The following is a 12,608-nucleotide window of genomic DNA, read 5'->3' as shown; positions in this document are numbered from 1 at the left end:
ATTAATCATAGAGCTTTCCATCTTGATATAACTGACCTGCAACCACTCGTTTTTTTGGCGTAAAGTTAGGTTCACATGGAGAGCTAGATTGTTTTGAGATATCTGCATCTATTCCCATAAAACACAATCCAAAATCAAAAAAGTCATCATTTAAAAATGGCATTTTATGTTGCGATTTCATTGCAGTAACTTTTTCTTGAAAACGATTTTTATACAGATCATTCACCCAAACAATAAAAGGTACTTCAAACATAACGGGTGTAATTCGTTTCAATTCATGTCCAATAAAATCTTTATAGTCATAAACTTCTTCCCCATGATCTGCAAAATATACAAGCCCCGAAATCGAATCTTTGGTTTCAAGAGACTGAATTAATTCAAAAAGAATTTTATCTGTATAAACAATCGAGTTGTCATAGGCATTAACAACCTCAATCTGCTTTTTAGAAGGCTCTTTACTATATATCTCAATACCTTTTTTATTATCAAAAACCTGGTATGTTTGCGGGTAGCGTTTATTGTAAGTCATATGGCTTCCGCGTAAATGAACAAATATCACCTTGTGAGAGCTTTTGTCTTTTAAAGCTCTCTCAACAGCAGGCAATACTACTTCATCATAGCCTCCTGACCCACTAACATATTCCGCATGATCAGCAACTAAAGATAATGACAGCGTTGTCCCTTCATATTTTGGCTGATTAGATATCCACCATGTTTTAAAGCCTGCTTTTTTTGATAAACCCACAATACTGAGTGAATCGGCAAATTCTGTTTTATTGTTCAAGTTTTTTTCAGTCAAAGTGTGACTTAACGAAAGATAGGTAACAGCAAAGGGTGACACAACATCATTGAACAGTATTAAGTCTTTTTTAATACTTTCTAATAATGGGTTTGTATTTCTTTGATAACCAAACAAACCATGATGTTTTCGGGCTGCTGACTCTCCAATCACAACGATATAAGTTTGTGGCTTAGCTTCTTCTTTCAAAACGGGTAATTGATAATTGGCTAATAACTCTGGCCTTTTCTTCATTTCATTTTGAACTTGGTAGTATTTTTTAACCCCATCAGTCATTTGCCCAAACGCACCAGGTAAAACATCTTTATAACGATCATGAAACCATATTTGCTGCACTGCGACGATTAGCATTAAAACGCCACCCACAACCAAAAGTTTTGTTTTAAAACTTTGAGGTCTAAAAAACTTTAATTCTCTTCCTAAATAAAACAAACCTGCAAAATACAACGCCAATATACTCAAGTTAAATGGCCCAAGATAAACTGATAAAAACTCTTGAGTTTCTTGAGAGTCGGTATCTGTTAATACTCTAACTAAGCTAGCTTCAAATTGTTGATTAAAGGTGGATGTATAAAAAAGATCAACAACCCCTGAAAGAACAAAAGGTAATAAAACTAATAGATACAAAAATCGAATGCGAACAAGATATGAAAAAGCTATTAATAGTATTAACCACCCCATCCTCGCAGTTATTTCTGACTCATGAAATTCTTCAGCCATTAATAAAAAAGCGATTAATGGAAACATCAAAATCCACAGCGTAATGGCTGATGAGTGTGATAGATATTGCTTCATTCAGATTAAACTTTACGTATTAAAAAATGGGAATTTTAACATTTTAGAGCAAATAGAAGTTAAAATAAGCCCACTAAAATTTGAATAAAACACCCTAATGAAATTCTTCAAAAACAGCTGGCAACGCTTTAAATTACGTTTTGAAAACCTGTTCGTTGACCACGAGATATTAAGAATGGTTTATCGCAATCTTTATGCCTTGTCTTCTAAGGCTTATCGTAGCAACCACCCTTCTGGTTCTTTCTTGAGAAAAATGCAAAAAAATCATGGTTTAAAAACAGTGATCAGTATGCGTAAAGCAAACACATCTGCCTCTTATATTTTAGAAAAAGAAGCTTGCGATAAATTAGGGATCAAAATGATAAACCATCCAATGTCTTCACGTAAACTCCCTAAAAAAGAGATGATATTAAAAGCAAAAGAACTGCTAGAAACCGTAGAATACCCAATACTCATTCACTGTAAATCAGGTGCCGATAGAGCGGGGTTAATGAGCGTTTTTTACATGCATTTTGTTGAAAAACAACCTATTGAAGAAGCCGTGAAACAACTAAGCATGAGATTCGGCCACTTTCGCTGGGCAGATACAGGTAAACTTGACTTCTTTTTTGACCACTTTTTTGAATACAAAAAAACGCACCCAGACATTGAGTTTTTAGACTGGGTAACAAATATTTACGACCGGGACACTATAGATGGCGAGTTTCATAGCTCTGGCTGGGCGAATATTGTGGTTAATAAAATCCTTCACCGAGAATAATTGATGTTAGATCGCTCTACTTTAAGACTTTATCGCCGTTTATTAAACTACATCATGCCCTTTAAAGGCATGATAGCGATTACTCTACTTGCGTTACTGACCATTGCTGCGATGGAACCTGCCACGGCGATGGTTTTAAAAGAGCTAGTTGATGAAAGCTTGATTGCCAAAAATCCAGACTCCTTTGTGATGATGCCTCTGCTATTAGCGGGTGTCTTTATTATTAAAGGGGTAGCAGAATATTTCAGTAAAGTGTTTAGCCAGTGGATTGCCCAAAAAGCGATTCTGAATATTCGTGCAGATATGTACAACAAAATGCAACATCTTCCCTTTGCCACATTCCAAAGCTATGGAACAGGCAAATTGATGTCAAAAATCACCTATGATGTGCCACAAGCGAGCAATGCTTTATCTACCGCCTGGGTTACTCTGATTCGCGACACCTTAACCATTATTGCGCTTATTGGTTACTTGCTTTACATCTCATGGCAACTTACTTTATTGATGTTAATTGTTGGGCCAGTGGTTGCGTTTATTATCGATAGAGCCAGCAAATTAATGCGTAGCTCAAGTAAAGCGATGCAACAAAACATGGGGCAATTAACCCACCGCTTAGAGGAGAGCTTAACCGCACATCAAGAGATTAAAATTTATGGTGCCGAAAGCTACGAGCAAAAACGCTTTCAAGATACCGCAACGGAACTCTTAACCAACACAATGCATGTTACTAAAGTATCTGCTTTAAATGTACCACTGGTTCAAGTTTTGGCGGCAATTGCTCTAGCTGGCGTTGTGTATGTAGCCATGCAAATGTCTGCTCAAAACCTGTTTACTCCTGGTGAATTGTTAGCCTACATCACCGCCATGGCCTTAACGTTTGAACCGATTCGTCGCTTAACCAGTATCAATGAAACCATTCAAAAAGGCATGGCCGCCGCTGAAAGTATTTTTGAACTGCTAGACCAGCCAGACGAAATAAATATAGGCCAGGCTAAACTTGAAAACATCAAAGGCAATATAGAGCTAAAAAAGGTCAATTTTAGTTACCCAAATAGTGATTTTATTGCTTTAGAAAACTTTTCACTCAATATCCCTGCTGGAAAAACTACGGCTCTAGTCGGTCAATCTGGTAGCGGAAAATCAACATTAGTCAACCTCATTACTCGTTTCTACGACGTTCAAAATGGTGAAATCTTATTAGATGGTCAAAACATTCAAGAATTAGATCGCCACTATCTTAGAGAACAAATTGCGCTGGTTAGCCAAAAAGTGACTCTTTTTGACGACACCGTTGCTGCCAATATTGCATATGGTAAAACGGACACCGACCGTGAAGAAATTATCGCCGCAGCCAAAGCGGCACACGCTTGGGGATTTATTGAAAAACTGCCGCAAGGACTAGACACCAATATTGGTGAAAACGGCAATTTACTGTCTGGCGGTCAACGTCAGCGTATCGCCATTGCTCGTGCCTTCTTAAAAAATGCACCGATTTTAATTTTTGATGAGGCCACTTCTGCTTTAGATAATCAAAGCGAACAGATGATTCAAAGCGCCATGGAAGTGCTCAAGCATAATCGCACTGTGATTGTGATTGCCCACCGTCTAAGTACCATAGAAAATGCCGAAAACATTGTGGTAATGGAACACGGTAAGCTCATTGAACAAGGTAATCATAATAGTTTGTTAAAAAACAAAGGAACCTATTCTCAACTATACAACCAAGGGCAAACAGGAACAGACGAACTATGAGTAAACCATCAGCTACCAAATACGTACCTGATTTTAAAACCCAATTTTATCACCCAAAATATTGGGGGATTTGGCTGGGTTTAGGGCTGTTACGCTTGTTCGCCTTAGTTCCTTATCAGCAAAAATTCAGTATTGGCAAATTTCTCGGAAAAGTGATTTATTTCATAGCACCCAAACGTCGTCGTTTAGCTAAGGCCAATATAGACTTATGCTTCCCTGAAAAATCTGCTGCCGAACGTTCAACCATCCTAAAAGAGCACTTTCAATCTACTGGTATCGCACTAATGGAAATGGCAATTGTTTGGTGGGGCGACCATAAAAAAAATCATAAACACGCGTTTGAAAGGCAAATTGTTAGCTTTATGGGTGAAGACAATCTAAAACACGCTCAAGAGCAAGGTAAAGGCGTACTCATCCTTGCACCGCACTTTACCACTTTAGAATTAACAGGCCTGTTCGTTTCGTTCTTAACTAATTATCACGCCGTCTATCGCCCGCACGACAACCCTTTTATGGATTACATTATTGCCAAAGGCCGCTCTATTCAGTTTGATAATGGCGAACAGGTTGAACCCGTTTCTAACGCCAATACCAGACAAATGTTAAAAGTGCTAAAGGCAGGAAAAAGCATGACTTTTTTACCAGATCAACGTTATCGTTCAAAAGGTCATGTCGAAGTCCCCTTTTTTGGTGTACTTGCCAAGAGTAATCCAGCCACCTCTAAAATAGCCAAAATGACAGGATGCGCTGTTGTACCGACCTTTACGAGACGATTAGAAAACAACCAATATGAAGTGGAGTTTTTACCCGCCTTAGAGAACTTTCCATCGGGTGATGATTATGAAGATACCTTAAGACTGCATAAGCTTTATGAAGCTGAAATTCGCAAAAACCCGAGTCAATACCTGTGGGTTCATAATCGCTGGAACCTTAAAAGCTATTAAATCCTAAATATTACCAGGCCTGGTAAAATTGAACCACGAAGACACGAAGGCACGAAGATTACAGAAAAAGGTAAACATAAACTGCCAACTAACTCTCAGTTGATTACATTCAAAATATTAAAAAACTTCGAGACTTTGTGGTGTATAAATAACATAAAACAAAAAAGCCGTAACTGTATCAACAATTACGGCTTTTTTAGTGTTTAAAACTTAACTAAACCCATTTTACCAGGCCTGGTAATGACTCTAAATGTAACTTAGTGATGACCTTTATGATGTTCTGGGTCAAAATCTTTTAAGACATATTCTGCACCACAATATGGGCATTTTGCATGACCCGTTTCTTCTATCTGCAAAAAAACGCGAGGATGAGAGTTCCATTTACTCATATCATCTGTTGGGCAGTGAAGCGGCAAATCATCATAAGTTACTTCATAATGCGATTTAGAATTGGTTGAATTTTCACTCATATCTTTCTCCCGTTATTTAGCAACTTAAGCAACCGTAGTTAACCAGTCTAAATGCTTCTCAGAACGACCATGCACAATATCAAAATACATAGTTTGTAGTTTTTCAGTAATAGGCCCACGTGAACCAATGCCGATTGGACGATTGTCTAGTTCACGAATAGGTGTTACTTCTGCTGCTGTTCCAGTAAAGAAAGCTTCATCGGCAATATACACTTCATCACGCGTGATTTTCTTTTCAATAACTTCAAGCCCAATTTCTTTGGCCAAAGTCATAATGGTTTTACGAGTAATACCATCTAAACAACAGGTCAATTCTGGTGTATATAAAACCCCATCTTTTACCATAAAGAAGTTCTCACCAGACCCTTCAGCCACATAACCATCAACATCTAACAATAAAGCTTCATCACAACCGTGGTTTACAGCCTCTTGTAAGGCTAACATTGAATTCATGTATGAACCGTTAGATTTTGCTTTGGTCATGGTGACGTTTACATGATGGCGAGTAAAGGATGAAGTGGCGATTTTAATGCCACGAGTAAGATTTTCTTCACCCATATAAGCGCCCCATTCCCAAGCGGCAACCATAACGTGAGTTTTAAGGTTATCGGCACGAATCCCCATGCCTTCCGAACCATAAAACGCCATTGGACGAATATAAGCTGACTTTAGATTGTTTTCACTTACCGCAGCTCTTTGTGCTTCGTTTAGAGTTTCTTTATCAAACGGCATTTTCATATTGAAGATTTTTGCCGAATTAAACAAGCGATCGGTATGCGCATCTAAACGGAAAATGGATGTTCCTTGCTCAGCTTCATAAGCTCTAACACCTTCAAACACACCCATTCCGTAATGTAGTGTGTGAGTTAACACGTGAACTTTTGCTTCACGCCAAGGAACCATTTCGCCATCTAACCAGATTACGCCATCTCTATCTGCCATCGTTTGCATTAACAAATTCTCCAACAAAATTTTATAAAATAAGTTGGACATTTTATCCTAAATACATCATTACTGAATTGAATATTCAGCAAAATATTCATTAAAAACCATTTTTTTACACTATGAGACCTTTGCACGAGTGAGGTGTGTGAAAAAAATGCGATAAAATTTGCCTGATTGCGGCGAATAATGCAGCTAATAGCAGGCCATTAGCAAGTTGTTCAACAAAAATCAGGTGAATTTTAGCCACTTTTAACCGTGTCTTAACTCGTGTAAACGTCACTATATATGCTACTTTTTGTTTATCAAAACCGATTCGACTTGAATTTTTTGTAAAATTCGCTAAGATTATTCTTTTGAAGCTGTACCTTAATGGCAAACCAAAAAGCCATTGCCGTACAATCAGAAAAGCAACCTTGCAGAAAGTATTTATAAGCACCCAGTTTGTTTAAATTGGATTTTTATAAATACCCTTCTCAGGTTGCTTTTTTTGTTTATTCATCTCATTTAGTTACGGAGTGACGATATGACGGTGCCTTGCACGTCATGGTTATAAATCTATGTCAGAACATATTATGAACACCTATGCCAGACTACCTGTTACTTTTAAAAAAGGTCATGGCGCGCTATTACAAGATACCGAAGGTAAATCCTACATTGATGCTATTAGTGGCATTGCCGTATGCAGTCTTGGTCACGCTCATCCCACTATTAGTGAAGCGATATGTGAACAAAGTCAAAACCTTATTCACACCTCTAACTTGTATCAAATTGAAAACCAGCAAAAACTGGCGGATAAACTGATTAAGCACTCTGGTATGGATAGAGTTTTCTTTTGTAACTCAGGTGCTGAAGCCAATGAAACGGCCATTAAAATTGCCCGTAAATACGCACACCAAAACAATATCGACAACCCTGCAATTATTGTGATGGAAAACAGTTTTCACGGCAGAACCTTAGCCACCTTATCAGCAACTGGAAACCCTAAGGTACACGAAGGATTTGCGCCTTTAGTAGAAGGTTTTATCCGTGTACCTTATGACAATATTGAAGCGGTTAAACAGCACTCTCAAAACAAAAATATTGTAGCCATCTTAGTTGAACCCGTTCAAGGTGAAGGTGGTGTGCATGTTCCAAAAACGGGTTATTTAGCTAGCCTAAGAGAAATCTGCGACAACAACAACTGGTTACTCATGGTTGATGAAGTACAAACGGGTATTGGTCGAACAGGTCGTTGGTTTGCCTTTCAGCACGATAACATCAAACCCGATGTTATGTCTTTGGCCAAAGCGCTAGGAAACGGTGTTCCTATTGGTGCTTGTCTTGCACATGGAAAAGCAGCAGAAGTACTTGTACCAGGCAACCACGGCACAACCTTTGGCGGCAATCCTTTAGCTTGTGCAGCAGGCCTGGCAGTTATTAACACTATTGAAGTTCACGATTTTGTAGAAGCTATAGCCAAAAAAGGCCAAACACTACTTAACCGTTTTAAAGAAGCCTTAAATGGTCAGGAAGGTATTATCGACATTCGCGGAAAAGGCTACATGATTGGCATTCAGCTCAATCAACCTTGCGGCGAGCTTGTTAGCCTTGCATTAGAGCAAGGCTTATTAATCAACGTAACTCGTGGTGATACCGTAAGATTACTGCCAACCTTTGTAATGAGCCAAGAACAAACGGATCTACTTGTTGAAAAACTCAGTGAGCTGATTAAAACTTATTTAAATAAAAAGAAAGATTAGAAAGATGACTGTAAGACACTTTTTAACCCTAAAAGATTTATCTCCAGAAGAATTACAACAAATCATGCACCGAGGCATTGAACTCAAAAAAATGCAGCACGCTGGAGAGATTTACGAGCCTCTAAAAAATCAAACTCTAGCGATGATTTTTGAAAAATCTTCAACACGCACTCGTATCTCATTTGAAACAGGCATGACGCAATTTGGCGGACATGCACTTTTTCTATCTTCTAATGACACCCAACTTGGACGTGGTGAACCTATTGAAGACAGTGCTCGTGTTATCTCGAGCATGGCAGATGGTATTATGATTCGTACCTTTGGCCACGATATTGTAGAAACCTTTGCACAACACTCTTCAGTACCGATTATTAACGCCTTAACAGACGATTATCACCCTTGCCAGTTACTTGCGGACATGCAAACCTATCAAGAACATCGTGGTAGCATTCAAGGCAAAACAGTCACCTGGGTAGGCGATGGTAACAACATGTGCCATTCATACATTAATGCGGCAGCACAGTATGACTTTAAATTACGCATTGCAAGCCCAGAGGGTTACGACCCTAATATGGACCTAGTAAACGAGCACAGCGATAGAGTTGAAATTGTTCGCAACACGCTTGATGCAGCAACCAACTCAGACCTTATTGTGACGGATGTTTGGGCAAGCATGGGGCAGGAAGAAGAACAAAAACTACGTGAAAAAGCGTTTGCAGACTATCAAGTTAATTCTGAAGTTATGCAACAAGCCAATAAAGATGCATTATTCATGCACTGCCTACCTGCACACAGAGGCGAGGAAGTCTCGGCTGAGGTGATGGATAATCCAGAATCGGTTGTATGGGATGAAGCAGAAAATAGACTGCATGCTCAAAAAGCACTGCTTGAATTTTTAATGGCTAAAAAATAAAAACAGCCTTTCATTCAAGACATTAAAAAGCTCGCTAAATGCGGGCTTTTTAATATTGAACCAGCTTTACCAGGCCTGGTAAAAACAGAAAAACTAGATGGTTTTTCTTGCTAAAAAAGCTTGTGAAAGGGTACCACTATCTAAATATTCCAACTCTCCACCCATAGGGATTCCCTGAGCCAGTCTTGAAACAGTCACAGCTAATTTCTGTGCCATTTGCTGAATATAATGTGCAGTAGCTTCACCCTCTACCGTTGGGTTTGTGGCAAGAATAAGCTCAGTAACTGCGCCATCTTCCAGACGTTTTTGTAATAAATCCAAGCCAATTTGCTGTGGACCAATACCATCAATCGGAGATAAATGCCCCATCAATACAAAATACTGGCCTTGAAAAATGCCTGATTGCTCTATCACCGAAACATCAGAAGGAGACTCAACAATGCACAATTCACCCGTTGCTCGATGACTGGAAAGGCAGATTGAACAAGTCTCCTCCTCGGTTAAAGTGCGACAAAGGGAACAATGACCTATTTCATCAACCGCTTTGGCTAATGTTTTCGCCAGCTGAACGCCACCTTTTTTATTGCGCTCTAACAAGTGGTAAGCCATTCGTTGAGCCGACTTTGGCCCAACCCCAGGCAACACCCGAAAAGCTTCAACTAACTCTTGAATCAATGGACTTTGCAATACAATATCTCAACTCAATTAAAATGGCATTTTCATGCCAGCAGGCATATTCATCCCCGCTGTTAAACCACCCATCTTCTCCTGAGTCACCTCTTCTACTTTACGAGAAGCACTGTTGACTGCTGCGGCAAATAGGTCTTCCAACATCTCTTTATCATCCATTAATGAATCGTCAATCTCAACTTTAACCAGCTCATGCTTACCAGTCATCACAACCTTAACCATGCCACCGCCAGCTTCAGCATTGATTTCCATTTTTGCAATTTCATCTTGCGCAGCTTGCATATTTTTTTGCATATCTTGCGCTTGCTTCATTAAATTACCTAGGCCACCTTTTCCGCCAAACATACTGTTTTCCTTTTATTTCAATGATTGTGTTATTTAATTTCTTATCACTTAGATTGGCTTAATACTACCTGGGATAATATCCATTCCCAAAGTTGAAACCAACTGTTGCACGACACTATCCGTATTAATTGAGTTTTCAGCCGCTGCCATTTTATTAGATTCTTGCTGTGCATCGTACTTAACTGGCGTAAAGAAGCTATCGGCCTCAACCAAATCAAGTTCAACATCTGCCCCTAATAGCGACTTAGCCGCTTGTGCAATTTGCTCTAGATACATTTCAGGTTTAGCATAGTGTTGTTCAGGATCTATACTGATTGCCAAACGTCTCTCAGATAGCTCTACTAAAACACTATTACGCGCTAAATCTGCCGCCATCCCTTTTAAATCTAAACGCTCAATAAGCTTAATCCAATCAGCAAGTAAATCATCTGATGCTTCAAAACTTGGCCGTTCCTCACTTTCTGCAACTTGAACGGCGTTATTTTCCATGCTGTTTGATTGCACTAAAGATTCTTGGATGTGTTCTTGGTTATGCTCTTGGATTTTTTCTGCTGTATCTTCAGCATAAGTTTGAGAGTCCTCCAATATCCAAGGCGGAGCGTCTTCAATAGCATTCATCTCATTGGATGCATAATCTTGATGGTTTAAAGAAGATTGCGAAGCCTCCTGCGCTTCAAACATCGATAAATCAACGGACTCATTAAAGCTTTCTTGCAAGCCTGGTTCAGAAACAGGCAAGCTCTCTACTTGATCCTGAACATGGTCTAACATATGACTTAAAGCCGTTGTTACACTCTCCTCAGGAACTTCAGTTGGCTCAACAGGTTTAACAGTGACACCCGCTTTGCCCAAAGGCTGCTTGAGCCGTTCTCTGATTTGAGCTAAATGGTCAGTATGCGTTGGCATTTCACTGATTGGTTGTTGGTTTTGATCGGCAGAAGCTTGTGGTTGCGGTGAAGGCGCATCTTGATTTAAATTTAAATCTTCAGAATAGTGTTTTTCAGGTTCAGTAATTCTGTTTGTTACTTGAATTGGATTTGACTGTTCAATTGCCTCTTCCGATTCTGAACAAGTTTGCTGATTATCGCCCCCTGCAATGACTGTTAAATTCTCAGCATTTGATTCAATAGGACTATTTTCTGTTATTTCAGGCTTTTTTTTTCCCACCAATGATCTTGCTGTCGCCAAGCCCGCTAAAGCATCCAATGGATTATTTTGTGAAACAGCTGAACCAGCGTCACTCTCAGTTTGTTTGGCTACACGATTCACAACAGCACCTTGAGTGCCTTGTAGGCTTTCGCTATTAACAGACTGAGCAGGAACAAAAGCCAGCATTCTCATTAATGCCATTTCAAATCCAATACGAATATCTGGCGCTAGCTGCATATCTTGCTTTGTTAATAACGCGATTTGGTACAACAATTGCACTCTTTCTGGTGCAAAGCTCTGCGCAAAATTCTGGACGATTTCAGCAGGCAGTAAAGTAGTTGTTTCATTATCGCCAAACACTTGAACATAAGAAATGGCATGCAAACTTTCTATTAATTGTGCAAGCAAAGCTTGGTAATCCACGCCCATAGTAGCCAATTGCTGTATGGTGTTTTTAACCTGCTGTGAATCTTCCTCAGCCAAGGCACTTAAAATAGCCACACCAAACTGTTGATCAACTAATCCAAGCATCGTTTGCACAGGTTCAAACATCACCTGCCCAGCACCATAAGCGATTGCCTGATCAAGCAGACTTAAACTGTCTCGTGCTGAACCATCGGCACTTTTGGCAATTAAGGCTAAAGCGCTATCTTCAAAAGGAATATTTTCTTGCGTAAGAATATAGGCTAAATGGTTTTGTATTTGCGGTTGCGTCAGGCGCATTAAATTAAACTGTAAACACCGCGACAAAACGGTAATGGGTAATTTATGCGGATCTGTTGTAGCTAATAAAAATTTAACATGCTCAGGTGGCTCTTCAAGGGTTTTAAGCAGAGCATTAAAGCTGCTTTTAGAAAGCATGTGCACTTCATCGATTAGATAGACTTTATATCGACCTTGAGTCGGCGCAAACTGTACGTTATCTAAAATTTCTCGGGTATCATCTACCTTGGTTTTAGAGGCGGCATCCACTTCAATTAAATCAATAAAACGGCCTTCATCAATTGAGCGACAAGTTTCGCAAACGCCGCAAGGCTGTGAAGAAATACCTTCCTGACAATTTAATGCTTTAGCAAAAATTCGTGCAATCGTTGTTTTACCAACACCACGAGTCCCAGTAAAAAGATAAGCGTGATGAAGTCGCTGTTGATCCAACGCATTCGATAATGCCTGCATTACATGTGACTGACCTACCAACTCTGAAAAGCTTTTAGGACGCCACTTTCTTGCTAAAACGGTATAACTCATACGAGGGTAACAACTCTTAATAAGAAGAGACTTTTGCCTACTTGCTGCACACATGTCTC

11 protein-coding genes are annotated in these 12,608 nt (G+C 39.4%); 5 read left to right on the top strand and 6 right to left on the bottom strand.

Annotated features, from left to right (window positions below):
* Position 1: 1 nt before the first annotated feature.
* On the bottom strand, positions 2 to 1,594 hold the full coding sequence (locus tag A379_RS10130; protein ID WP_040727887.1) for a phosphoethanolamine transferase: 1,593 nt from the start codon (positions 1,592 to 1,594) through the stop codon (positions 2 to 4).
* A gap of 97 nt (positions 1,595 to 1,691) precedes the next feature.
* Between A379_RS10130 and A379_RS10125 the strand changes: the two genes are divergently transcribed.
* The 3 genes from A379_RS10125 to A379_RS10115 are packed head-to-tail and all read left to right on the top strand — an operon-like array spanning position 1,692 to position 5,050.
* Positions 1,692 to 2,354 carry a dual specificity protein phosphatase family protein gene (locus tag A379_RS10125; RefSeq protein WP_040727885.1) on the top strand — a complete coding sequence of 221 codons (663 nt, stop codon included), beginning with the start codon at positions 1,692 to 1,694 and terminating at the stop codon, positions 2,352 to 2,354.
* A gap of 3 nt (positions 2,355 to 2,357) precedes the next feature.
* Positions 2,358 to 4,106 (top strand): lipid A export permease/ATP-binding protein MsbA, encoded by a 1,749-nt coding sequence (gene msbA / locus A379_RS10120; protein WP_040727884.1) that lies wholly within the window; start codon positions 2,358 to 2,360, stop codon positions 4,104 to 4,106.
* Positions 4,103 to 5,050, top strand: a complete 948-nt coding sequence (locus A379_RS10115; RefSeq protein ID WP_040727883.1) for a lipid A biosynthesis acyltransferase — start codon at positions 4,103 to 4,105, stop codon at positions 5,048 to 5,050. The genes msbA and A379_RS10115 overlap by 4 nt, the downstream gene beginning before the upstream one ends.
* A 257-nt stretch (positions 5,051 to 5,307) precedes the next feature.
* On the opposite strand, the gene A379_RS10110 is transcribed toward A379_RS10115, so the two are convergent.
* Complete coding sequence (locus A379_RS10110) at positions 5,308 to 5,520, bottom strand: zinc-finger domain-containing protein (protein ID WP_040727882.1); 213 nt, start codon at positions 5,518 to 5,520, stop codon at positions 5,308 to 5,310.
* Positions 5,521 to 5,544: 24 nt separating this feature from the next.
* Positions 5,545 to 6,471 carry a branched-chain amino acid transaminase gene (locus A379_RS10105; RefSeq protein ID WP_040727880.1) on the bottom strand — a complete coding sequence of 309 codons (927 nt, stop codon included), beginning with the start codon at positions 6,469 to 6,471 and terminating at the stop codon, positions 5,545 to 5,547.
* Positions 6,472 to 7,022: 551 nt separating this feature from the next.
* Here A379_RS10105 and A379_RS10100 point away from each other — a divergent pair.
* Both A379_RS10100 and argF read left to right on the top strand, forming a co-directional pair.
* Complete coding sequence (locus A379_RS10100; RefSeq protein ID WP_040727879.1) at positions 7,023 to 8,204, top strand: aspartate aminotransferase family protein; 1,182 nt, start codon at positions 7,023 to 7,025, stop codon at positions 8,202 to 8,204.
* 4 nt (positions 8,205 to 8,208) lie between these two features.
* Complete coding sequence (argF, locus tag A379_RS10095) at positions 8,209 to 9,117, top strand: ornithine carbamoyltransferase (RefSeq protein WP_040727878.1); 909 nt, start codon at positions 8,209 to 8,211, stop codon at positions 9,115 to 9,117.
* 93 nt (positions 9,118 to 9,210) lie between these two features.
* Here argF and recR read toward each other — a convergent pair whose 3' ends face one another.
* The 3 genes from recR to dnaX are packed head-to-tail and all read right to left on the bottom strand — an operon-like array spanning position 9,211 to position 12,549.
* Positions 9,211 to 9,804: a recombination mediator RecR gene (recR, locus tag A379_RS10090; RefSeq protein WP_040727876.1), complete on the bottom strand. Its 594-nt coding sequence runs from the start codon at positions 9,802 to 9,804 to the stop codon at positions 9,211 to 9,213.
* A gap of 18 nt (positions 9,805 to 9,822) precedes the next feature.
* Positions 9,823 to 10,152 carry a YbaB/EbfC family nucleoid-associated protein gene (locus A379_RS10085; RefSeq protein ID WP_040727875.1) on the bottom strand — a complete coding sequence of 110 codons (330 nt, stop codon included), beginning with the start codon at positions 10,150 to 10,152 and terminating at the stop codon, positions 9,823 to 9,825.
* A 48-nt stretch (positions 10,153 to 10,200) separates the two neighbouring features.
* Positions 10,201 to 12,549, bottom strand: coding sequence for a DNA polymerase III subunit gamma/tau (dnaX, locus tag A379_RS10080; protein ID WP_051145159.1), 2,349 nt, complete (start codon positions 12,547 to 12,549; stop codon positions 10,201 to 10,203).
* Between the last annotated feature and the right edge of the window lie 59 nt (positions 12,550 to 12,608).

The organism is Thiomicrorhabdus sp. Kp2, assembly GCF_000478585.1.
Classification (GTDB): domain Bacteria; phylum Pseudomonadota; class Gammaproteobacteria; order Thiomicrospirales; family Thiomicrospiraceae; genus Thiomicrorhabdus.
The sequence above is the reverse complement of the archived record's forward strand: the minus strand, read 5'-3'. Positions and strand labels throughout refer to the sequence as shown.